Source organism: Helicobacter sp. 10-6591 (genome assembly GCF_003288805.1).
GTDB lineage: Bacteria > Campylobacterota > Campylobacteria > Campylobacterales > Helicobacteraceae > Helicobacter_F.
Genome location: NZ_NHYK01000021.1, coordinates 1 through 23,646, shown reverse-complemented (window position 1 = coordinate 23,646; position 23,646 = coordinate 1). Strand labels below are relative to the sequence as shown.

Genomic DNA, 23,646 nt, shown 5'->3' with positions numbered 1-23,646 from the left:
AGAGCTACTCTCGCAACTGGTAGGTAATATCTCCAGCGCCCAGTCCTATGATGATTCCAGAATCTAGATGTTTTATAGGTTTGTCTTCTTTGTAGACTATAAGGCTATTACCATTTCTCATGACGCGACCTGCAAGGATTGGGTTGAGATGCGCGAATTCTTTGAGTAAATCGATTTGTTGTGGAGCTTCTCCAGCACACCATACCGGCAATATGATGAGCTCATCGCAAAGGTTTTCAAAGCATTGTTTGAATCCATCGAGATTCACTAAAAGACGAGAGTATTTGTGTGGTTGCCATAATGCAGTGATATGCGAGTGGCTACTAAGATTTTTGTAGATTTGTGCGCTTTGTAGGGTAGCGCTGATTTCGGTTGGATGGTGTGCATAATCATCGATAATCACGCAATCCTTGGTTGTGAGAATGTCAAAGCGTTTTTTGATTCCTGCGAAATTTTTGAGATTTTCTTTTATTTCCTGTATGTTTTTGCCTTCATCTAATGCACATAGAATCGCTAAGGAAGCATTAATAGCTGTATGCTCGCCAAACCCATAAACCTCAAACTCACCAAAATCACGCAGACAAAAGCGCGTATATGGCTTAGAATCTTTCAGAAAATATGAGATATGTGAGATGTCTTCTTTGGGGTTAAGATGTAAAGATTCTTGGGTGATATTTGCAAGGAATGTATCTGAATCGCTTACTATACGCTTTGTAGCTTTGTCTAAAAAGCAGTTGTAGGCGTTATAAAATTCTTGCAAGTTGTTATCATAAGTCTCCATATGCTCGGGTTCTGCATTTGGGAGGATAGCGTAGTAGGGATTTGAGTTTAAAAAGCTTTTGTCTGATTCATCGGCTTCAAAGATAATGCTTTGGCAGGCTATTGCGCGGACATTTGAGCCAAATTCTTTGGAATCTGCCCCGATTATTGCGCCAAATTCTGGGAAAATGCTAGCAAGCATTGCACTTGTAGTGCTTTTGCCATGTGCGCCACATATGCTAAAAACCCGCTTGTCTTTGAGGATAAATTCCAATGCCTGGGCACGTGAGAGTATCTTAATACCAAGCTCTTGTGCTCTTTGTAGTTCGACATTATCAGGCTTGATGATGGCAGAGTGGATGACTATGTCTTGATCTTTTATACAGTCTTTGTTGTGGGGGATTGTGATGGATATGCCTTGTTGCTGGAGGGTCCTAATTGTGGGGGATTGTGTTATATCACTTCCACTAATACTAAAGCCCTGCGCCATAAGATAGCGGGCTAATCCAGAAATCCCAATTCCACCAATTCCTATTAGATGAATCTTCAAAATTTATCCCTTTGCTTATATGAAACTTTTGATAGCTTGCAGTGCTTGGCGTATTATGCTGTTTTCATACACAAGTGCAATCCTTACATATCCCTCTCCTGCACCATTGCGTCCCAAAAAGCTTCCGGGCAACACCATAATGCTTTTTTGAGCAAAAAGCTCTTTGCTAAATCCTAAATCATCGCCAACCCTAAGCCAAAGGTAAAAGCTATATGGTGCTACATAGGCTTGTGGGAAGATCTCTTGAGCAATCTGGAGATTCTTAGCATAAATTGCACGAGTGGCCGCAGGATTTTCAAAATCGCTCCATGCGATGTTGGCAGCTTCTTGTAATGGAAGTGGGATAGCACAACCTATATAGGTACGGTACTTTGCATAGTTTTTGAGAATCTGCTCATCACCAGCGATAAAGCCGCTACGAAGTCCAGGTGCGCTAGAACGCTTAGAGATTGAATTGAGTGATAAGATATTTTTGAAGGTAGGATTGCCTGCTTTGAGACTTGCTTGCAGAATACTATCTGGAGCGTCTTTGGCATAAATCTCGCTATAACATTCATCACTAAGAATGACAAAATTGTATTCCAATGCGAGCTTTACCCACTCGCTGAGTTCATTGATATTTAGAGCAACACCTGTTGGGTTGTTTGGGGAGTTAAGAATAACCAAATCCACTTGTTCTAATTCTTGTTTTTCTAAGTGTGGTTTGAAGCCATTGTGGGCATTTAGCTCCATCAGCAAACTTTTGGCATTTGATGCAATGGCGGCACCTTCATAAATCTGATAGAACGGGTTTGGATATGCTATTACAGGGTGTGATTTGCCAAATAAGAAAAATTGTGGGAAATTAAAAAGCACTTCGCGAGTACCAAAAGTGGAGATGAGCTGGCTTTTGTTTAATTCTACTCCAAAACGTTTTTGGACAAAATTGCGTTGGCTAGACTGTAAGAATTCCTCTCCGCTTGATTTTGGGTATTTATTCAGGAGGTGTGCATTCTGGGTAAACTTATCCAAGATAATTTGTGGCGTTTGGAATTGCGGCTCACCAATTGTAAGATTAAGGGTATTTTGTGGTTTTGGGATTGACAAGAAAAGTTGGTTGAGTTTTTCAAATGGATAGCTTTGGAATCCTACAAGCATAAACTTCCTTGAAAATACATTGTGATTTAGGCGTCTCAAGATAAGGCTGGCATTGTATCAGAAAATCGTTGTCTTTATTTGCAGTGCTTGATTTTTTGATAAAACGCTGATAGAATCCGCGTGTTTTTTGTCCCAATTTTTGCGGGAATAGCTCAGTGGTAGAGCACGACCTTGCCAAGGTCGGGGCCGCGGGTTCGATCCCCGTTTCCCGCTCCATTTATCAAAAATTCCTTAATCAATGATTTTCAAATTGCGATTAATTCAGCCCGGGTGGTGAAATTGGTAGACACAAGGGACTTAAAATCCCTCGGACATTGCGTCTGTGCCGGTTCAAGTCCGGCTTCGGGCACCACTTGTGGTTGAGATATGGCGACATAGCCAAGTGGTAAGGCATGGGCCTGCAAAGCCTTGATTCCCCAGTTCGAATCTGGGTGTCGCCTCCAGATACAAAAAAGTTCTTTCTGTATATCTATCTTGCATTCGGGAGATGGCTGAGTGGTCGAAAGCGGCGGTCTTGAAAACCGTTGAAGTGCAAGCTTCCGGGGGTTCGAATCCCTCTCTCCCGGCCACTCTATAAGATTTAATCCGGTATAGCTTTATCTTATTGTGTTTGTTAAATTTTTAAATAAGTATTTTTGAGGGAAGTATGCAAAAAGATTCTAGGATTTTTGTAGCTGGACATAGAGGACTTGTAGGCTCAAGTATTGTGCAGGTCTTGCAACAAGATGGTTTTGGTAATATCATTACCAAAAGCCATGCAGAACTTGACTTGAGTGATTTTAATGCAGTGGAGATGTTTTTTAACGAGGTTCGCCCTGAGTATGTGTTTTTGGCAGCGGCAAAGGTAGGGGGAATCGCTGCAAATAATGAGTTCCGCGCCGACTTTATTTATCAGAATCTTGCCATTCAAAACAATGTAATTTTTCATGCTTATAAAAGTGGTGTCAAAAAACTACTCTTTTTGGGGAGTTCTTGCATTTATCCTAGAGACTGCCAGCAGCCTATAAAAGAGGAATATTTGCTTACAAGCGAGCTGGAATACACCAATGAACCCTATGCGATTGCCAAGATTGCCGGCCTTAAAATGTGCGAGAGTTTCGCACTCCAATATGGATGCAATTTCTTAAGCGTGATGCCTACAAATCTTTATGGCGACAATGATAATTTTAACCTTCATACCTCTCATGTTTTGCCTGCTCTCTTGCGTAAGATTCATTTAGCAAAGCTTTTGAGCCAAGGTGATAGAGAATCTGTAGAGAAAGATACAGGCTTAAGCGGAGAGAGTTTGCAAGCATTCTTGCAGCGATTTGGCATAAGCGCGCAAAGTGTGCAGATTTGGGGGAGTGGGAGACCACGAAGAGAGTTTTTGCATGCATTAGACATGGCCAGAGCCTGCGTGTATGTGATGGAAAACATTGATTTTGATACTCTTACAAGAGATTCTGTTACCAACAATATGCAAGTGCGCAATACTCACATAAACATCGGCTTTGGTAGCGATATTAGTATCAAAGAGTTAGGCGAGTTGATACAAGAGATTGTAGGTTTTAGCGGCTATCTTGTGTTTGATACTTCAAAGCCTGATGGGACTTTCGCAAAACTGATGGATTCCTCAAAGCTCAATGCGCTTGGTTGGAAGCCAAGCATTTCTTTGCGCGATGGAATAAGTAGCGTATATAAACACTATAAGGCTATGGCGTAAAATATGAAAGATTAGGATATGACAAAAAAACGCATAGTCTTAAAAGTTGGTAGCTCCATCTTAAGCGATGGGTATGAGATCAACAAGTTGCAGATCCAAAAGATTGCCAGACTTATCTCTGCATTGCGTGAGCGCTATGATGTGCTATTGGTCTCTTCTGGCGCGGTAGCAAGTGGTTATACACTCCTTAAGATTGATAAGACACAGATCACAAATAAACAAGCCCTAGCTAGCATTGGACAGCCTCTGCTTATGGAATCGTATCGTTTAGAGTTTGTAAAATATGGAATTATCACAGCCCAGATTCTTGTTACAGGTTATAACTTTGATTCTCGCACACAAACAAGACATGCTAAAGATTGTGTAGACACACTTTTGGCGCATGGAATCTTGCCTATTTTAAATGAGAATGACACCACTTCGACTAAAGAGCTCACAAGCGATCTTATCGGTGATAATGATAGACTTGGTGCCTATGTCACGCACTATTTTGATGCTGGGTTGCTTGCGATTTTAAGCGATATAGATGGATATTATGATTCTAATCCTAAACACAATCCAGATGCAAAGATTTTAAGCCACATCACGCAGATACAGCCAGATGTATTAAATGAGCAGGCAAGCCCTAATGGATATTTCGCCACAGGGGGTATTGTTACCAAGCTCCAAGCCGCGCAGTTTTTACTAAAACATAATCGCTCGATGTTTTTAAGTAATGGCAATAAGCTTGAAGTCATACAGACTTTTTTGCTTGATTCTAAACAGATTAGTGGCACACTTTTTGGTAACTATTATTTTTGAAGGTAGGCATGAAAAAGCGCAGAATCCTCTTTGCTGGCACTCCTAAATTTGCAAGCATGGTATTTGCAAATCTGCTGCAGATCCATAGTTTTATACGTGATTATGAAGTAGTCGGTCTGCTTACACAATGTGATAAGCCTAGCGGACGAAAGATGTTACTAAAACCTACAGAGGCTAAAGAGTTTTTTTTATCGCATTTATCGGGTCTGCCTATTTTGCAGCCAGAAGTTTTGGATTCTAAGCTTATAAGTGCGCTTAGAGTTGATTTGATGTTGGTTGTCGCGTATGGACGTATTTTGCCAAAAGAGATTTTGGAAGTTACGCAATGTATTAATATCCATGCTTCTATACTTCCGCTTTTGCGTGGTGCAAGCCCCATCCATGAGATGATTCTCTGTGGTTTTGAACATTTTGGTGTGAGTATAATGCAGATGGAGGAAGGGCTTGATAGTGGTGCAGTGCTAGGGTTTGGCTTTGTGAAAAACACACAACAAACATTTAGTGTGCTAGAGCAAGAATTAGCAGTACTTGGTGCACAAGTCTTTGCTAAAGTCTTAGAAACGCTAGATATTGTGCCTTTCAAGCAATGCCACTGTGATTCCACTTATTGCACAAAAATCAAGAAAGAAGATGGCTTGGTAGATTTTATGGATGCAAAGGAGATTTTTTATAAATACCTTGCTTATGAAAGATGGCCAAAAGTCTTTCTTGCTAACAAATTAAGGTTAAGTCAGATAAGAGATTTTGATGAAAGCGGAAGTTTTGATTCCGGCGAGATTATTGAGATACAAAAAGATTATGTGCGGGTGGGTTGTCAAAAAGGAAGTCTAGAAATCACGAGAATCCAAGCACCAAGTAAAAAGGAAATAGATGCAGTGGCATATCTACAAGGCATGCGCCTTAAGGTAGGAGATAGGCTTGTATAAGTATGAATCAAATGCAATTAACTATCTTTTGTTAAAAGAAAGCCCTCAAAATCAACACTAAAAGGATGAGAAATGATGGACAAAGAACAGATTCTTGACATCTTAAAGCAGGTCATTTATCCCAATTTTCAAAAGGACATTGTAAGTTTTGGCTTTGTCAAAGAGATTGATACAAGCACTCAACCAATAAGTATTTCACTTAGTATTCCTTCTAGCTCAAGTGAAATCACTGCAAAGCTTGGGCAAGACATTTTGCGCGCACTTAAACCACATGGAATTAAAAATGCAAATATTAATATCTCAACTCCACAACCTGCACCAAAACCAGAACCCAAAACCAAGAATCTTGCGCCACACATTAAGCATTTTGTGATGATTAGCTCAGGCAAAGGCGGAGTAGGCAAATCAACAACAAGCGTTAATATCGCTATAGCGCTTGCGCAGCAGGGCAAGAAAGTTGGGTTGCTTGATGCAGATATTTATGGTCCAAATATTCCTCGTATGCTTGGTTTGAATGCTAATAGGGCGGCTATCGATGAAAATGCCAAGAAGGTTATTCCGCTCAGGGCCTATGGGATTGAGATGATAAGCATTGGTGTACTCTATGATGAGGGGCAGAGTCTTATATGGCGTGGTCCTATGGTGATGAGAGCGATTGAACAAATGCTTACAGATGTGCTTTGGAGTGAGCTTGATGTGCTTGTGATTGATATGCCACCTGGTACAGGTGATGCTCAGCTTACTTTCGCCCAAAGCGTGCCTGTAAGTGCTGGTGTGGTCGTAACAACACCCCAAAAAGTAAGTCTTGATGATTCTGCGCGATCACTTGATATGTTTAGCAAGCTTAATGTCCCTATAGCAGGTGTTATCGAAAATATGAGTGTGTTTGTTTGCCCAAACTGCGGGCATGAATATGAGATTTTTGGCAAAAGTACGGTAGATTCTCTGGCTCAAAGCTATGGCAGCGCACTTATTGCCCAAATACCATTAGAGCCAAAAATCCGCGAAGGTGGAGATGAGGGCAAACCTATCGTGTTTTTTGAGCCTCAGAGTAAAAGTGCTCAAGGCTACCTAAAAGCTGCCAGCACACTTGTAGAATTTTTGCAAAAAGTGGATTCACAAAAATTGGCTGACAATGCAAGTATCCAACCGCGTTAGATTTATTCTTACTTTTGTTTAAAGTTTGTTTTGTTAGAATCGCCGACTTTATTTTGCATGAAAAAGAGGCATTAGCAATATATGGAGTCTGTTTTACTGATCATTCAGATTGTTTTAGTGTTTTTGATTACGGTTGTTGTGTTGTTGCAAAAAAGTTCAAGCTTAGGGCTTGGATCTTATAGCAGTAGCAATGATGGTATGTTTGGTGCAAAGGGACCGGCAGGATTTTTAGCAAAAGCAACGGTAGTTTTAGGTTTGCTATTTTTGGCTAACACCATTGCGCTTGGTTATCTATACAATAAGCAGACAAGTCTCACAGATGATCTTAGTAGCACTCCTGCAAATCCACTTGATATTACACCAAGTGAGAATCCTTTTGGTGCACCTTTGATTCCACAAGCTCCTAGCACCCCACTTGCTCCTAGTGTTCCACCTACGCCAAATACTCAGACTAATAGTACTAAAGCTCAAGGAATCATCCAATGAACGAAGAGATAACAAATATTTTTCACTCTACTCAGGAGAGCATGGAAAAATCTCTCCAAGCTCTTAAAAAAGATTTTGGTATGTTGCGTAGTGGACGAGTCTCTAGCTCGCGTGTAGATTCTATCAAAGCGGACTATTATGGCACGCTAACCCCTTTGTCGCAGATGAGTTCTATCGTGATTCAAGATGCCTCGACTATCATCATCACTCCATGGGATAAAAGTCTGCTCAAAAACATCGAGCGCGCCTTACAAGAAGCAAACATCGGTGTCACTCCAAATAATGACGGGGAATGTATCTGTCTGAGCTTTCCCCCTATGACAAAAGAGCAGCGTTTAGAAATCGCCAAAGAAGCCAAAGCTATGGCAGAAAAAGCTCGGGTAGCAATCCGTAATATCCGACAAGATTCTAACAACACACTAAAGAAGCTAGAAAAGGTAAAGACAATCACAGAAGATGAGTCCAAAAAAGCTCACACTAGTATCCAGAAATATACCGATGAGTTTGTCAAAAAGATTGACGATGCATTAAAACTCAAAGAAGATGAAATCCTAAAGGTTTAGTATTGGAGTCTCGAAATCTTATTGGCAAAAAAATTGGTGACAAAATCTATGATCTCTGCACACTTCAAGAGGAGAATCTAGAGCATGTTCCAGATAGCGAGCCAATTTACTATGATGATTCAGAATCTGCGCTAGAGATTTTGCGCCATTCTTGTGCGCATTTGATGGCTCAAGCTATCAAAGAGCTTTATACTGATGCGCAGTTTTTTGTAGGTCCTGTGGTGGATGAAGGCTTTTACTATGACTTCAAGACTGAGAAAAAAATAGGCGAAGATGACTTGCCCATCATAGAATCCAAGATGAAAGAGATTGCCAAAAGAGCCTATCCTATCACGAAATACACTACTACAAGAAAAGATGCGGCGCTAAGATTTGCAAATGATGAACTCAAACTAGCCGTGATGGATAGGATACAAGGTGATAGATTTAGCTTCTATACCCAAGGCGATTTTGAAGATCTGTGTCGTGGCCCACATCTACCAAATACAAAGTTTTTGCAGCATTTTAAGCTTACAAAGCTTTCTGGTGCGTATTTAGGTGGCGATGAAAGCGCACAGATGTTGCATAGAATCTATGGCATTGCCTTTAGCAGCAAAGAAGCACTAAAAGACTATCTTTTCCAAATAGAAGAGGCAAAGAAGCGCGATCATAGGAAGCTCGCTGTGAGTATGGGGCTTTTTAGCTTTGATGATGAGGTTGGTGCTGGCTTACCGATATGGCTGCCCAAAGGCGCGAGATTACGCAGAAATATAGAATCTATGCTTACACAAGCGCTTATTGCCAGGGATTATGAGCCTGTGCGAGGACCAGAGATTCTCAAAAGTGAAGTATGGAAAAAAAGTGGCCATTATGATAACTATAAGGAAAATATGTATTTTACGAGTATCGATGGGGTCGAATATGGTATAAAGCCTATGAATTGCGTGGGACATATCAAGGTGTACCAAAACAGCCCTCGAAGCTATCGGGACTTACCACTGCGCTTTTATGAGTATGGTGTGGTGCATCGCCATGAGAAAAGTGGCGTATTGCATGGGCTTTTGCGTGTGAGAGAATTCACTCAAGATGATGCACATATTTTCTGTACATCATCTCAGATAGAATCTGAGGTGGCTCACATTCTTGATTTTACGAAAAGTATTTTGGAGATATTTGGTTTCAGCTATGAGATGGAGCTATCCACGCGTCCTAAAAAGTCTATAGGTGGTGATAAAGTATGGGAGAGCGCTACCCAAGCACTCAAAAAGGCTTTGGACGACAAAAAAATCACTTACAAAATAGATGAGGGTGGTGGCGCATTTTATGGGCCAAAGATTGATATCAAAATCACTGATGCACTCAAGCGTAAGTGGCAGTGTGGGACGATCCAGATTGATATGAATCTTCCTTCACGCTTTGGATTAAGCTATACAGATGAGGATAATCTACCAAAGACACCCATTATGATTCATCGCGCGATTTTGGGAAGCTTTGAAAGATTCATTGCGATTTTGATAGAGCATTATGCTGGCGAATTTCCGCTTTTCATCGCTCCTACTCAAGTTTGTCTCATCCCAATTACGCAGGCTCATACACACTACGCCCTAGCTTTGCGCCAAAGGATTGTTACACGATCTAGCGCATATGTTGAGGTTCTTGATAAAAATGAGACGTTAGCAAAGAGAATTCGCACAGCCGAGAAACAGCATATTCCACTAATTGTAGTCGTTGGTGATAAAGAAATAGAGGATAAGATCCTCTCAGTACGTGATAGAAGTATAAGGGAACAATACAACTTGAGTGAGGAGGAATTTATCAAAATGCTACAAACCAGATTGAGTGAGGTCCGTTTTTGAATAAAGAGTTATTGAATGAAGAGATTAACTTCAAAGAAGTGCGTTGTATCGGTGAAAATGGTGTTGTGCATGGGATTATTAGCTCTAGAGAGGCTTTAGAGTTAGCAGTAAGTCAGGATTTAGACTTGGTACTTATCTCTCCAAATGCTAATCCACCTGTATGCAAGATTATGGATTATGGTAAATTCCGCTATCATCAAGAGAAGCGTCAAAAAGAAGCTAAGAAAAAACAAAAACAGATTGAAATCAAAGAAATCAAGCTCTCAACCCAGATTGCACAAAATGACATTAACTACAAAGTCAAACACGCTATTGCATTTTTAGAATCTGGCAAACATGTGCGTTTTAAGGTATTTTTAAAACAGCGTGAGCTCAGCATACCTGATGCTGGTATGGATACCCTACGTAAAATTATGCCTATGATTGAATCTGTGGCAGTAGCAGAGAAAGAGCCTAAGTTAGAGGGACGTTATCTGAATGTATTATATGTGCCTCGCAAGAAAGAGAAGCATTAGAACTAACTTTATGAAAGGAGAATACAAATGCCAAAGATGAAAACAAATCGTGGTGCAGCAAAGCGTTTTAAAACCAAGAAAAATGCTATCAAACGCGGCAGTGCTTTTAAAAGTCACATCTTGACCAAGAAATCACCAAAGCGTAAAGCCAATATCAATAGCCCACATTATGTACATAAGACCAATGTTGATTCTGTGAAAAAATTGCTTTGCATGGCATGAGAATCTAAGCTCCCCTTTATTGCGATGTGTTTGCATAAAGGGAAAGTTGGCAAAAGCCCACACCTCAAGTAATAAAAAAGGTAAAGGAGAAATTTATGAGAGTAAAAACAGGCGTTGTAAGACGACGACGACATAAGAAGATTCTAAAATTAGCGCGCGGTTTTTATAGCGGCCGTAGGAAACATTTTAGGAAAGCAAAAGAGCAGCTAGAGCGTAGCCTTTGCTATGCATTTCGTGATAGAAAACGTAAAAAGCGCGATTTCAGGAGATTGTGGATTACTAGAATCAATGCAGCTTGCAGGATTTATGGAATGAGCTACTCAAAATTTATGCATGCGCTTAAAGTCGCAAATATCCAGCTTGATAGGAAAGTCCTAGCAGATATGGCGATGAATGATAATACATCATTTGAGAAGCTCTTAAAGAGCGTTATCAAATAGAGGTTTGAGTAGATAGTATAAAAAGGAGTCGTGTTTGCTACTGTCTGTGATGTTGCGTAAGATAAAAACTATGTGCAGAATGATTATTGGTAGGCGTTGGGGGCTTTTTTGGGATAAGCTCCCGTTTGCCAATAAACTTTTTACTCTTACAAACTTTATTCCCCATCCACAAAATTACAAATACATCATACTTGGTGGACATGGTCTAGGACTAGCTGCTTTTAAACATTATCTTGATTTTATTTATGCTAAACCTTGTGAAGTATTTAGCTATGAGATAATCCGTCCTTTTGTGTTTTGGCGTAAATTTAATGGCTTCAGCAAGCATTCTTGTGATGGGTTGATCCTAGATAAGTTCCCAATTAATACCTATGCACCGTCTGTTTTTAAGACATTGGATAAAAAAGTCCCACTCTATCAGTTGATTCGTGATCCTATTTCTGTAATCAAAAGCAATATTAATGTCACTATGTTTCATGCTATCTCATTGCTACATAGTCAAAAAGATGCTGACAGAATGCTTTTTGAGGTAATCGATAACATTAGTCATTTGATGTTTTACTTCACTTCGCAGCGACTTTTGGTCGAACATATCACAAGCGAGGTGCATTATTTGCGTATGCGTGATATTGGTGAGGATGGTATGCCACAGACATTGGAATCTTTTGTGAGGAAATTTGGCTATCAGATTCCAGATTTTCAAGAGCTCTCAAGGGCTAATTGTGTTTCAGACAATATAAATAGGGGGGGGGGATAATACTCACTCACAAGCTCTAAATAATCCAAGATATTCCAGACATTTCTACAAAGACTGCTTTTCTCAAATCAATTCATTACAAGAATCTGTTATCAAAGGTTCGCTTTTTCCACGATGTTTCCCGTATGTCTTTAAATATGAAAAGAGATTGTTTGTTGTATCTACACCTTCTCGCTTTAATGGGTACAGTATCCAAGAAGTAGATATGAGACAAATCACCCAAAAAAGACTTCCTGTAAAAATCTACTATCCAATCAAGACCTTGAGTGTCAAGGAATACCAGGAATATCCATTGATACTCGCTAGTCTTGAGCCTATACCCTCCCTGCTTTCACCCTCTTATCTTCAGGGTTTGGAACTTAAAGTATCAGCCTATTTTGATTATGTATTCAAGTGTTTAGAAACCCACAAAAAATACCAATTTGATGAAGACAAAATATTAGCAACACTGCTTGCTGACAAGCCTTATGCCAAAGAACTTGCACATAAGATTGATAGTGAGCTTACAATCTTAAAGCGAGATATTCCACTTATTTTAGATGAGTTTATCCATACCAAAAAATTTCTATCCTATTTTGATCTTGTATAAGGAGAAGCAATGAAACAAGGAGATTTCACTCAAGTGGCGAAGTATTACCACAATCGCCCTGCATATAGTGCTTTCTTATTAGAGAAGCTTATTGCCTGTGTCAAAGCGCAGGATTTGCCAATGCATTCTTTTTGTGTAGCAGAGATTGGCGCGGGGACTGGGAAGTTGAGCAAAATGCTTGCAAATTTTGGATTGAAGCTTACTTGTGTAGAACCAAATCAAAATATGAGAAATGAAGGCATTGCTTACACTCAGTCTTGTCCTATTATCTGGCGTGAGGGGAGTGGTGAAGACACTTTGCTGGAGAGTGGATCATATGATTGGGTGGTGATGGCAAGTTCATTCCACTGGACTGATCCTAGTAAGTCACTGCCTGAGTTTGCGAGGATTCTCAAACCTCAAGGGTATTTTAGTGCTCTGTGGAATCCGCGCAATATCAAAGAAGATTCTGTGTTTTATGAAATCGAATCAGAGATTAAGCGCATAGTACCAGAGCTACAAAGAGTCTCAAGCGGGAGTCAAAATGCAAAGAAATACGAAGAAGTCCTCATAAGCACTGGGCATTTTAAAGATTGCTTTTTTATGGAGTGCGATTATGTAGAGATTATGGATAAGTCTCGCTATATGGGGGTTTGGCATTCTGTCAATGATATACAAGCACAAGCTGGAGAAGTGAGATGGCAAGAGATTTTAAAAATGATAGAGCAAAAAATAGCAGGGTTAGCTCTGATTGAGATTCCATACAAAATCCGTGCATGGAGTGCGCAAAAAATTACACATCAATCTTAGTACAAGGAGTGAAAAATGCAAGAGATCAAAACACGAGAGAAATTAGTCCAAAATCATTGGGATTACACAAGCCATGCGAAGTTTTACGAATACCGCCCAAACTATGCACCAGCAACGATAGATATGCTGCTTAAAACTGCAAAAGATTTATATAAACAAACTGATACGGGGGGGGGGTAATACTCCTTTGAAAGTAGCAGATATAGGTGCTGGAACCGGGAATCTTAGCATTATGCTTTTAGAAAGGGGCTGTGAAGTGGTGGCAGTAGAGCCAAATGATGCGATGAGAGAGATTGGCATAGAGCGCACAAAGCAACAAGCTATCAAGTGGATACGAGCTGGTGGGCTAGATACTGGTCTTAGCTCTCATAGTTTTGATTGGGTGACTTTTGGATCAAGCTTTAATGTTCTTGATAGAGATGAAGCCTTGAAAGAAACGCACAGACTTTTGAAACAAGGTGGTTTATTTAGCTGTATGTGGAATCACAGGAATTTACATGATCCTATACAAGAGATGGCTGAGGAAGTTATCTTGCGTATCGTGCCAGAATATACTCGTGGGGTGAGACGAGAGGAGCAAAGAAGCAAGATAGAAGAGCATAGGGATTTGTTTGAGAATATTATCTACACAGAGGAGGATTTTGTCTTCCACCAGACTTTAGAGAATTATATTTTGGCGTGGAAAAGTGTGAAAAATCCCTATTGGGATTTGCAAACCAAAGAGGGCAATGAGATTTTTGAAAAGATTGTTTATTCTATGAGACATAGCCTACCAAGCCAGTTTGGTATTTTGTATACCACAAGAACTTGGAGTGCTAGAGCAAGATGATCACGGGTACGCTTGAGTTTTCTACTAAAGCACAGAATCTTGTAATGCTCTCTAATCTGCTCACAAAAGCAGAGATTTTGCCTTTGGTAAGCATAAAGCCAAGTGGAATCAAAAGTGAGGAAGAAAGAAGTGCTCTTTTAGATTCTCTGTATGCATTTGGAAGCCAAAAGATCATTATCCGCTCTAGTTCTTTGAACGAGGATACTTGCAATTCATCTAATGCAGGGGCTTTTGAGAGTGTAGCTAATGTATGTGTGAAGGATACATTAGCAGTATGGGAAGCTATCCAAAAGGTAGCCAACTCAATGCCTAGCTCTGATGATGAGGTGCTTATCCAGCCGATGCTAGAATCTATTGCAATGTGTGGTGTGGCTTTTAGTGTCGATAAGGATAGTGGTGCGCCATATTTTTGTATAAGCTATGATTGTAGCGGATCAAATGATTCTGTCACAAGCGGACTGAAGGCAAATCTGCGCAATTTTTGCCATTATCGATGGGATTTAAATGGTGGTACAGATAAGCTTCCAAGCTCTGTAATGCCAGGTTATATAACACAAACAGAACGAAGCTTGATGCTGCGTGTTATGGAGATGATGTATGAGATAGAAGGCTTGTTTGGATGTCATTATTTGGATGTGGAATTTGCCTTTAGCAAGGATAAAGAGCGCTATAGGCTTTATTGCCTTCAGGTGCGTCCATTGGTGCTTGCACACAAAATCCAAAATACTCCTATCAGTAGCTCTCTTGCACTTCCTGCTTTGCCTAAGCGTGCATTAGAGCGACTTGCAAAAAGAATCAATGCCTTGAGTGCACCTCATCCTTATGTGCTAGGCAATCGCACGATTTTTGGTGTGATGCCTGATTGGAATCCTGCTGAGATCATTGGACTAAAGCCTAAGAGACTGGCACTGAGTTTGTATAAGGAGATTATTACAGACAATATCTGGGCATACCAGCGCGATAACTATGGCTATCGTAATCTATATTCCCACCCGCTTATGCATTCTTTTCTTGGTATGGGTTATATTGATGTGCGACTTTCGTTTAATTCTTTTATTCCCAAAAGTCTTGATGAGGATATTGCAAGAAAACTTGTGGATTATTATGTGAGCGTGCTAGCAGATAATCCTCAGCTCCACGACAAGATTGAGTTTAGTGTAGTGTTTTCTTGCTATGACCTTAATATCACACATAAACTCTCTTCATTGCTTACACATGGCTTTAATGCCAACGAATTAAAACGTATAGAATTCTCTCTCCTTGATCTTACAAATTCTATTATCAATCCTTTGCGTGGGCTTTATTTGAAAGATCTTGCAAAGGTTGATGAGCTTAAGTCGCGCTATGAAAGCATTGTGAATGCAAATCTGCCTCTCTATGACAGAATCTATTGGTGCATAGAGGATTGCAAACGCTTTGGTACACTGCCTTTTGCAGGGATTGCAAGAGCTGCTTTTGTGGCGATGCAGATGTTGCAATCTCTGGTTGAAATTGGCTTTATAAGTTTGGAAGAAAAGATGGAGTTTCTTACGTCTTTGAATACTGTGAGCAAAAAGCTGAGTGCGGACTTGGATTTTGTATTGCAAGCAGACACACAAGAATCTTATGAGAGTCGAAAATCACAATTTTTAGCCAAATACGGCCATTTGCGTGCCGGAAGTTATAATATCCTCTCACCTCGATATGATGAGGCATTTGAGAGCTATTTTGGTGTGCGTTATGGAATAAATCCCAAAGCTACAAAATCTGTGCGGAAGGCATTCCATTTAGATAAAACAAGAATGCACAAGCTTGAGAGAATCTTGCGAGAAAATGGCCTAGAAATCAGCGCGAATGAGCTTTTTGTATTTTTTAAATCCGCGCTTGAAGGCAGAGAGATTGTAAAGTTTGAGTTTTCCAAACTCCTTTCCCTTGCTTTAAAACTTATCAGAGAATTAGGAGATTCTCTTGGTATAGCAGTTGCAGATATGGCGCATTTGGATATTAAGAGCATTCTTTCACTGTATTCAAGTCTCTATAAAGACAGTCCAAAAGAGCGCTTTTTAGATGAAATACAGGCACATAAACTGGAGTTTGCTATCACAAGCACACTTAAACTTCCTGCACTTATCACGCACGGAGATGATATTTTTAGCTTTTATCTCTCAAGTATCACGCCAAATTTTATTACGCAAAAAAGTGTTATGGCAGAAGTCTTTGTATTAGATTTTGCTATGGATAGAGATTGCACATTGTATGAGAAGCTAAGAAATAAAATTGTGCTTATTCCCTCAGCGGATCCTGGGTTTGACTTTTTATTCACACAGGATATTGGAGGGTTTATTACTTGCTATGGCGGGGCAAACTCACATATGGCAATACGCGCAGCAGAACTGGGACTTCCAGCGGTTATCGGTGTAGGGGAGGAGGCTTTTGCTCGCTACAAAGATTCTCATACTATCCGCTTAGAATGTGCAAGTGAACAGGTAATCTGCCTATGAGATATATTGGAATCACTCCAAGACTTCTTTTACACAGCCAATACAATGAGGTACGAGAGGCTTTAGCACTTGATTGGGGGAAGTTATTTATCGCAGATACAGATTCTAAAGATGGTGTGTTTTACTCCTATCTGCCTTTGGTGCTAGATTACAATATTCCTTTTGCTTCTTATGCTCAGGATTTGTGTGGGGTAATTTTAAGTGGCGGGAATGATTTGTCAGAGTTCTGTGATGATTCTCTCTCAAAAATGCGCGATGCGTATGAACATACGATCATAAAATATTGCATTACTAACTTTTTGCCACTCTTAGGAGTGTGTCGTGGGGCACAAATTATTGCACGATATTTTGATTCAACTCTGAGACAATGCGATGGACATGTGGGACTTCACACATTAAAGGACTTGCGAGATTCTCAAGATTTTCTTACAAACTCTTACCATCGCTATTGTATAGATGAGCTAGGTCAAGAACTTATCGCTTTAGCAGAGGCGCAGGATTTAAGTATAGAATCTTTTAGACATAGGAGTTTGGCTATCTTTGGAGTGATGTGGCATATCGAAAGAGAAAAAGGATTAGAAAACAGACATATATTAGATTTGTGGCTAGATTCTCTAAAAAAGAGGCGATTATGAAAGCGCTTATCTTGGCTGCTGGATTCGGCTCACGGCTTATGCCGCTCACACAAAATACTCCCAAATGTCTTGTCGAATATAAGGGAGCAAAGATCTTAGATTATGAATTACAAGCCCTGCGCGAAGCAGGTATTGGTGAGATTGGCATTGTTGGAGGATATTTGTTTGATACCATCAAAGAATATGCAAGAGGGCAAGGTATCTGCCATATCTATCAAAATACGAATTTTGCCCGCACAAATATGGTTACCACACTTTTTTGCGCATATGAGTTTTTACAAAAGTGCATAGATGACAAAGAAGATGTGTTGATTTCTTATGCAGATATTATCTATTCACAAGAGATTATAAGGTCTTTGGTTGGTTGTAAGAAGGATTTTGCCATTGCTGTTGATATGGGCTGGCAGGATTTGTGGGAGAAAAGATTTGCAGATATTCTCAGTGATGCAGAAACTCTCAAACTCGATGGCGAATACATCATAGAGCTTGGCAAAAAACCACAGAGTATAGAACAGATAGAAGGTCAGTATATGGGTCTTTTTCGCTTTAGCGCAAAGTTTTTGCCTAAAATCTTGGAGTTTTATAAGAAGCTGGATAGAAATGTGCTTTATGATGGCAAGGATTTTGACAATATGTATATGACAAGTTTTTTGCAGGCACTTATTGATGCAGGATTTAGAGCACATTGTGTCAAAAATATATGGTGGTGGCTAGAGATAGATAACCTCAGTGATTTGGAGCAATAACACAAAGGAGCTGTATGGATTTGAAGAATCTGATGCTTTTGGCTGTGCAATCAAGTCTTAGAGCAGGCGATGTGGTCTTGGGACTGCATGGACAGATAGAGTTTGTCCTAAAAGATGACAGTTCGCCTCTTACAGAAGCAGATTTACAAAGCCATAGAATCTTATGCGAAGAGCTTACGGGGATTTTGAGAGTGCCTGTAGTATCCGAGGAAGCAGAGCTGGAGTATAAGGTGCGCAAGGATTTGGAGTATTACTGGCTCATTGATCCTTTGGATGGTAGCAAGGACTTTCTAGCGCAAAATGGTCAGTGGTGTATAAACATTGCTCTTATGGAGCAAAGACATCATATAACACAGCCAATTTTAGGTGTGATTTATGCGCCTATGTTAGAGAAGTTGTATTGTGCTGCTAAAGGTTGCGGTGTCTATACTTTGTGTGATTTCCAAAACAAAACACTACAAAGCCTCAAAACTTCCCAAATACCCTCTTATATTGCTTTGACTTCAAATTTTCACAATACACAGGAGAGCAGGGATTTTATACAGCGCTACTATTTGGATTCCAAGCCATTAGGAGCAAGCTTAAAATTCTGTATGCTTGCAAGTGGGCATGCTTATATTTATCCGCGTTTTACTGGCAGCAAAGAATGGGATAGTGCGGCAGGGGATATTATCCTTTTTGAAAGTGGCGGGGTGGTTCTTGATTATGTGAGTAAATGCAGGTTGGCATATAACAAAGAGAGTCTCAAAAACAATTATTTTGTAGCTTTTAGCAAGGCTGCAGTCAATGGGATGATTTACAAGGAGTTTTTAGTAAATGGATAAGGGACTTGTAATATGGCTTACAGGGCTTTCTGGGAGTGGAAAAAGTACGATAGGAAAGGCATTGTATCAGTCTTTACATAAGCAGATACCAAATATTGTGTATATCGATGGTGATTTGCTGCGTGAGATTCTAGGAGCAACAAGTTATGATAGAGAAGGTCGTATAGACGTGGCGCTAAAGCGTGCAAAGATTGCAAATTTTCTTTCAAATCAGGGAATCGTATGTGTGGTGAGTACTGTTTCTATGTTCAATGAAGTGTATGCATACAACCGCTCGCATATACAAAATTATTTTGAGATCTATATTGAATGTCCAATGCAAGAGCTTATAGCGCGTGATCAAAAAGGACTTTATACTCAAGCGCTTAAAGGTGAGATAGAAAACGTTGTAGGGGTTGATTTGGATTTTGACAAGCCAACTCCACATCTGTGCATCAACAATCACTTATGTAATGACTTAGATTCCAAAGTACAACAGATTCTAAAATCCCTGCCGCCTTTGTTTATACCATCCGTGTCTTTATAGGTAGAGTAGAAAATGTAAAGCTTTGTATGCTCTGTTGGCGTTAAACATTGGCTTCTTCGCGTTCAAGAAGGATGAGTGTTTATGGGGTTTGGAATCCAAACTGATTACTCAAACTTGCTAGTATGCACGCTTGAAATTTGTTCAAAGGATAATCTTGCGTGTTGTTCTTACTGTAGGCAGATATTTTAGAAGGCATTTTGGTTCGCGTGTGCGCAAGATTCCAATTTCCTTGCAGGGCTTTACTTGTCCAAATATTGATGGTAGCGTCGCAAAAGGTGGCTGCATTTATTGTGAGAATGAATCTTTCTCGCCAAGCCTCATAAAAATCAGCAAGGCTAGTCCTGTGAAAATGAATTTCTCACTTACCCATAACCCGCTTTTGCCAAAGCAGCTTGAGCAGCTTAAAGAGCAGTTTGCATGGCATTCAAACTTCCATAATGAAAAATTTGGCATAGGCAAGTACCTTGTTTATTTCCAGTCTTATACCAACACTTATGCACCTTTTGATACATTAAAAGCGCTTTATGATTGTGCTTTGGGTTTGCCTAATGTCGTGGGGCTAAGTATTGGGACGCGTATTGATTGTGTGGGTGATGAGCTGCTAGATTTATTGGGTTCTTATGTCAAATTGGGCAAAGAGATTTGGCTGGAGTATGGAATCCAATCTGTCTATAACAAAACATTGGAGATTACAAATCGTGGGCATGGGATTGAAGGTGCGCAGGAATTATTCTCTAAAACGCGTCAGCATGGGATTAAAGTCTGTGCACATATTATCTATGGCTTGCCAGGTGAGGATGAATCTATGATGCTGCATACATTAGATTCTGTGATTGCTTGGGGGATTGATGGTATCAAAATCCACCCGATGTATGTGATTGCTGGTACGAGATTAGCGCAGATGTTTCGAGCTGGAGAATACACTCCAATCAAGCTCGAAACCTTTAGCGATCTTATTGTCCAATCATTAAAGAAGATTCCACCAAGTGTTGTAGTCCAACGTATAAGCGCAGGCGCACACGATGAGACTTTGCTAGCACCAAAGTGGTGTTTTGATAAAAATATCCAAATGCGTTATATCCGCGATAAGTTGAGAGAAGAGGGGATTGAGTATTAAGAGGATTAAGTCGGATTTTTTGTATTTACTCTTCTTCCTCCGTCTCTGCAATCTTTGATTCAAGTAAAATAAAAATTAACTTCTTTGCCATATAATGAAAGCGCTTTCTATGAAAATTTTACGGGAGGAGCAAGTAATGAGTACAGGCACACAAGAGCAGTTCGCGCAGTTTATTACGCAGTATAATCAGGCCAAAGCACAAAGACAACAAGAAGGCATCCCACCGCTTCCACTAACAAAAGAGCAAACCCAAAATGCAATTGCAATCTGTAAAAGCACAGAATCCAGTGATGAGCAAAAAGCTTTTGTTAAGGATCTTTTGATTCATCGCGTTAGTCCGGGTGTTGATGATAGTGCAAAGCTTAAGGCAGAATTTCTAGCTGAGATTTTACAAAGTGGCAAAACCCAAGTTTTTAGCCCCCAGGAAGCCGCTACTTATTTGGGCACAATGCTTGGAGGTTATAATGTAATGCCACTCATAGAAGGACTAAGCCTTCAGGATACAAACCTTGCAAAGATCTGTGCGCAAGGACTCAAACACACACTTTTGCTTTACAGCAATTTTGACACTATCGCTAAGCTCAGCCAAACAAATCCACTCGCAAAGGAAGTTTTACTTTCTTGGGCTGAGGCAGAGTGGTTTTTGAGCAAACCAGAATTACCAGAAATCTTAAAGGTATGCATCTTTAAGATTGATGGTGAAACAAACACTGATGATCTCAGTCCTGCAAGCGATGCATTTACAAGAAGTGATATTCCTCTACATGCTAAAGCTATGCTTAAGGTGCGTATAGAAAATTACGAACAAAGAATCCAAAATATCAAGCAAATAGCTCAGAAACACAATGCGCAAGTAGCATATACTGGTGATGTTGTAGGCACAGGTAGCTCGAGAAAATCTGCTTGCAATTCGATTATGTGGCATTTTGGCAATGAGATTCCATATATCCCAAATAAAAGAGGCGGGGCAATCGTCTTAGGAAGCGTTATAGCACCTATATTTTTCAATACTTGCCAGGATTCTGGAGCATTGCCAATAGTGGTTGATGTCAGATCGTTAAATGAGGGGGATATCATCGAGATACACACCAAAGAGGGCGCTATCAAAAAAGAAGGCAAGGTAATTGCAAATTTTGAACTAAACCCAGTAACTTTAAGCGATGAATTTCGAACCGGAGGGAGAATCCCGCTTATTATTGGAAGAGATCTAACTAATAAAGCGAGAAAATTTCTCAATCTCCCACCAAGTGAGGTGTTCAAAAGACCAAAAGATCCTATAAGCAAAGCTTGTGGTTATACTCTTGCGCAAAAAATCGTTGGACGCGCCTGTGGTGTTGAAGGCATACGACCAGGCACATACTGCGAGCCAAAGACCACAACCGTGGGCAGCCAAGATACCACAGGTGCTATGACTAGAGATGAGATCAAAGAGCTTGCTGCGATAAATTTCGGAGCAGATTTTGTGATGCAGAGCTTTTGTCATACCGCTGCATATCCTAAGCCTGCTGATGTAAGCCTGCATGCTACGCTGCCTGATTTTATCTCATCAAAAGGCGGTGTGAGCTTACACCCTAAAGATGGTGTAATCCACTCATGGCTCAATAGATTCTGTTTGCCTGATACGCTTGGTACAGGTGGGGATTCTCATACGCGATTCCCCATTGGGATCTCATTTCCTGCAGGAAGCGGACTTGTGGCATTTGCAGCCGTTACAGGTAGCATGCCATTAGATATGCCAGAATCTGTGCTTGTGCGTTTTAGTGGTAAACTCAATCCGGGTATCACCCTCCGCGATCTTGTCAATGCCATACCCTACTACGCTATCAAGCAGGGATTATTAACCGTAGAGAAAAAAGGTAAGAAAAATATCTTTAGTGGCAGAATACTTGAAATCGAGGGTTTAGGCGACTTGAAAGTTGAACAAGCTTTCGAGCTAAGTGATGCCAGCGCAGAAAGAAGTGCGGCTGCATGTAGCGTGCGACTGAATAAAGAACCTATCATCGAATATTTACAGTCAAATATCGTACTTATTGAATCAATGATCAAGGAAGGGTATAAAGATAAAAAAACCCTGCAAAGACGTGCAGATAAGATGAAAGAGTGGATTGCAAATCCTGTGTTATTAGAGCCAGATTCTGATGCTGAGTACGCAGCAGTGATTGAAATCAACCTTGCTGAGATAAAAGAACCTATCTTGGCATGTCCAAACGATCCTGATGATGTGGCAACTTTAAGCGAGATACTTAGCGATTCTAAACGCCCAAAAAATATCGATGAGGTTTTTATAGGCAGTTGTATGACGAATATAGGGCATTTCCGTGCATTTGGTGAGATAGTCAAAAATGAAGGCCAATCCAAAACACAAATTTGGATAGCTCCGCCTACCAAGATGGATGAAAAAGAACTCACAAAAGAGGGGTATTTTTCTGTATTTGGCGCTGCAGGTGCGAGGTTAGAAGCCCCAGGTTGTAGTCTATGTATGGGTAATCAAGCTCGTGTGCGTGATAACGCAGTGGTATTCTCTACTTCCACAAGAAATTTTGATAATCGTATGGGTAAGGGAGCACAAGTGTATCTAGGTAGTGCAGAACTTGGTGGAGTATGTGCGGTTCTGGGAAGATTGCCAAGTGTCCAAGAGTATTTAGAGCTTATGCCAAACAAACTGCAAGGCAAGAACGAACAAATCTATAGCTACTTGAATTTTGACAAGATTCCAAATTTTAGTCTCTAAGACTTACTCCAAACGCTCCTAGTTATCAAATCCTCACTATCCAAAGTATCTCTCATAGATTGAGATGCTTTGGATATATAAACATTGCTGTACATTAAACCTAATCCTATGCCACTTCAATCAAAAAAAGCTAGATGCATCGAGTTTTTTAGAATCCATCAGTTTCTAGAGGGGATTGTTTCAAGAGAGAAGAGAGAAAAGAGAGAAATACAAAAGCTAGGAGTAGCTCCTAGCTTAGTGAAGAAGTCGCAAGATTTGCTGTATTACCTACAACCTCCTACCACGCTTAGTGAAGTCGCAAGATTTTGCTTTGATTCTTTAGAATCTGATCAGCCAGAGTGTTTTGTGAGTGAAGTGTTTAATAAGAAAAGACTAAAGAGATCTAGATTTCTTTAGTCTTCTATCTACCACATAACTTTAGTCTTCTCCCTACCACATAAAATTCAACTTCATATAACCAGTATGCTGTGTAAGCTTAGAGTTAAAGGTAGTGTTGTAGTTAAATGTTATATAAAACCTTTCATCCAAA

At 40.2% G+C, this 23,646-nt stretch carries 22 protein-coding genes, 4 tRNA genes and 2 pseudogenes; 26 read left to right on the top strand and 2 right to left on the bottom strand.

Features of this window, described 5'->3' with window-relative positions; all coding sequences use genetic code 11:
• Positions 1 to 4: 4 nt before the first annotated feature.
• Complete coding sequence (gene murC, locus CCY97_RS07035) at positions 5 to 1,309, bottom strand: UDP-N-acetylmuramate--L-alanine ligase (protein WP_112064765.1); 1,305 nt, start codon at positions 1,307 to 1,309, stop codon at positions 5 to 7.
• Positions 1,310 to 1,324: 15 nt separating this feature from the next.
• Positions 1,325 to 2,446, bottom strand: a complete 1,122-nt coding sequence (locus tag CCY97_RS07030) for a succinyldiaminopimelate transaminase (RefSeq protein ID WP_112064764.1) — start codon at positions 2,444 to 2,446, stop codon at positions 1,325 to 1,327.
• 141 nt (positions 2,447 to 2,587) lie between these two features.
• Here CCY97_RS07030 and CCY97_RS07025 point away from each other — a divergent pair.
• The 26 genes and pseudogenes from CCY97_RS07025 to CCY97_RS06900 all read left to right on the top strand — a co-directional run bounded on the left by CCY97_RS07025 (position 2,588) and on the right by CCY97_RS06900 (position 23,513).
• A tRNA-Gly gene (locus CCY97_RS07025) sits at positions 2,588 to 2,662 on the top strand.
• Between the two features lie 48 nt (positions 2,663 to 2,710).
• Positions 2,711 to 2,798, top strand: a tRNA-Leu gene (locus CCY97_RS07020).
• 16 nt (positions 2,799 to 2,814) lie between these two features.
• Positions 2,815 to 2,889 (top strand) — tRNA-Cys (locus CCY97_RS07015).
• 38 nt (positions 2,890 to 2,927) lie between these two features.
• Positions 2,928 to 3,015 (top strand) — tRNA-Ser (locus CCY97_RS07010).
• A 77-nt stretch (positions 3,016 to 3,092) separates the two neighbouring features.
• Entirely contained in the window at positions 3,093 to 4,148 is a 1,056-nt protein-coding gene (locus CCY97_RS07005; protein WP_112064763.1) for a GDP-L-fucose synthase, read from the top strand.
• 18 nt (positions 4,149 to 4,166) lie between these two features.
• The gene (proB, locus tag CCY97_RS07000; protein WP_112064762.1) at positions 4,167 to 4,949 is read left to right on the top strand and encodes a glutamate 5-kinase; all 783 of its coding nucleotides are present in this window, start codon (positions 4,167 to 4,169) and stop codon (positions 4,947 to 4,949) included.
• An 8-nt stretch (positions 4,950 to 4,957) separates the two neighbouring features.
• Positions 4,958 to 5,875, top strand: a complete 918-nt coding sequence (locus CCY97_RS06995; RefSeq protein WP_112064761.1) for a methionyl-tRNA formyltransferase — start codon at positions 4,958 to 4,960, stop codon at positions 5,873 to 5,875.
• Positions 5,876 to 5,947: 72 nt separating this feature from the next.
• Positions 5,948 to 7,033 carry an Mrp/NBP35 family ATP-binding protein gene (locus tag CCY97_RS06990; RefSeq protein ID WP_181562859.1) on the top strand — a complete coding sequence of 362 codons (1,086 nt, stop codon included), beginning with the start codon at positions 5,948 to 5,950 and terminating at the stop codon, positions 7,031 to 7,033.
• Positions 7,034 to 7,114: 81 nt separating this feature from the next.
• A complete protein-coding gene (secG, locus tag CCY97_RS06985) occupies positions 7,115 to 7,519 on the top strand; it encodes a preprotein translocase subunit SecG (protein WP_112064760.1) in 405 nt (134 codons plus the stop codon).
• Positions 7,516 to 8,082 (top strand): ribosome recycling factor, encoded by a 567-nt coding sequence (gene frr, locus CCY97_RS06980; RefSeq protein ID WP_112064759.1) that lies wholly within the window; start codon positions 7,516 to 7,518, stop codon positions 8,080 to 8,082. The genes secG and frr overlap by 4 nt, the downstream gene beginning before the upstream one ends.
• Positions 8,083 to 8,177: 95 nt before the next feature.
• Positions 8,178 to 9,917, top strand: a pseudogene (gene thrS, locus CCY97_RS06975) (threonine--tRNA ligase); the annotation flags it as partial.
• Positions 9,914 to 10,432: a translation initiation factor IF-3 gene (infC, locus tag CCY97_RS06970; protein WP_112064757.1), complete on the top strand. Its 519-nt coding sequence runs from the start codon at positions 9,914 to 9,916 to the stop codon at positions 10,430 to 10,432. The pseudogene thrS and the gene infC, both read left to right, overlap by 4 nt.
• Positions 10,433 to 10,459: 27 nt before the next feature.
• Complete coding sequence (gene rpmI, locus CCY97_RS06965; protein ID WP_112064756.1) at positions 10,460 to 10,654, top strand: 50S ribosomal protein L35; 195 nt, start codon at positions 10,460 to 10,462, stop codon at positions 10,652 to 10,654.
• A gap of 95 nt (positions 10,655 to 10,749) precedes the next feature.
• The gene (rplT, locus tag CCY97_RS06960; protein WP_112064755.1) at positions 10,750 to 11,094 is read left to right on the top strand and encodes a 50S ribosomal protein L20; all 345 of its coding nucleotides are present in this window, start codon (positions 10,750 to 10,752) and stop codon (positions 11,092 to 11,094) included.
• A gap of 34 nt (positions 11,095 to 11,128) precedes the next feature.
• On the top strand, positions 11,129 to 11,851 hold the full coding sequence (locus CCY97_RS06955; protein ID WP_146744523.1) for a hypothetical protein: 723 nt from the start codon (positions 11,129 to 11,131) through the stop codon (positions 11,849 to 11,851).
• 205 nt (positions 11,852 to 12,056) lie between these two features.
• Entirely contained in the window at positions 12,057 to 12,440 is a 384-nt protein-coding gene (locus tag CCY97_RS06950; protein WP_146744522.1) for a hypothetical protein, read from the top strand.
• A 9-nt stretch (positions 12,441 to 12,449) separates the two neighbouring features.
• Positions 12,450 to 13,229 carry a class I SAM-dependent methyltransferase gene (locus CCY97_RS06945; RefSeq protein WP_112064752.1) on the top strand — a complete coding sequence of 260 codons (780 nt, stop codon included), beginning with the start codon at positions 12,450 to 12,452 and terminating at the stop codon, positions 13,227 to 13,229.
• A 15-nt stretch (positions 13,230 to 13,244) separates the two neighbouring features.
• Positions 13,245 to 14,058, top strand: a pseudogene (locus CCY97_RS06940) (class I SAM-dependent methyltransferase).
• The gene (locus tag CCY97_RS06935; protein WP_112064751.1) at positions 14,055 to 16,538 is read left to right on the top strand and encodes a PEP-utilizing enzyme; all 2,484 of its coding nucleotides are present in this window, start codon (positions 14,055 to 14,057) and stop codon (positions 16,536 to 16,538) included. Before CCY97_RS06940 ends, CCY97_RS06935 begins: the two are co-directional and overlap by 4 nt.
• On the top strand, positions 16,535 to 17,173 hold the full coding sequence (locus tag CCY97_RS06930; protein WP_112064750.1) for a gamma-glutamyl-CDP-amidate hydrolase: 639 nt from the start codon (positions 16,535 to 16,537) through the stop codon (positions 17,171 to 17,173). Before CCY97_RS06935 ends, CCY97_RS06930 begins: the two co-directional genes overlap by 4 nt.
• Positions 17,170 to 17,919, top strand: coding sequence for a phosphocholine cytidylyltransferase family protein (locus tag CCY97_RS06925; RefSeq protein ID WP_112064749.1), 750 nt, complete (start codon positions 17,170 to 17,172; stop codon positions 17,917 to 17,919). The genes CCY97_RS06930 and CCY97_RS06925 overlap by 4 nt, the downstream gene beginning before the upstream one ends.
• Positions 17,920 to 17,933: 14 nt before the next feature.
• Positions 17,934 to 18,743 carry a 3'(2'),5'-bisphosphate nucleotidase CysQ gene (locus CCY97_RS06920; protein WP_258457089.1) on the top strand — a complete coding sequence of 270 codons (810 nt, stop codon included), beginning with the start codon at positions 17,934 to 17,936 and terminating at the stop codon, positions 18,741 to 18,743.
• Positions 18,736 to 19,269: an adenylyl-sulfate kinase gene (locus tag CCY97_RS06915; RefSeq protein WP_112064748.1), complete on the top strand. Its 534-nt coding sequence runs from the start codon at positions 18,736 to 18,738 to the stop codon at positions 19,267 to 19,269. Before CCY97_RS06920 ends, CCY97_RS06915 begins: the two co-directional genes overlap by 8 nt.
• 154 nt (positions 19,270 to 19,423) lie before the next feature.
• The gene (locus CCY97_RS06910) at positions 19,424 to 20,386 is read left to right on the top strand and encodes a TIGR01212 family radical SAM protein (RefSeq protein WP_112064747.1); all 963 of its coding nucleotides are present in this window, start codon (positions 19,424 to 19,426) and stop codon (positions 20,384 to 20,386) included.
• A gap of 109 nt (positions 20,387 to 20,495) precedes the next feature.
• On the top strand, positions 20,496 to 23,117 hold the full coding sequence (acnB, locus tag CCY97_RS06905; protein WP_258457088.1) for a bifunctional aconitate hydratase 2/2-methylisocitrate dehydratase: 2,622 nt from the start codon (positions 20,496 to 20,498) through the stop codon (positions 23,115 to 23,117).
• Between the two features lie 108 nt (positions 23,118 to 23,225).
• Positions 23,226 to 23,513, top strand: a complete 288-nt coding sequence (locus CCY97_RS06900) for a hypothetical protein (protein ID WP_112064745.1) — start codon at positions 23,226 to 23,228, stop codon at positions 23,511 to 23,513.
• The last annotated feature ends 133 nt before the right edge of the window (positions 23,514 to 23,646 follow it).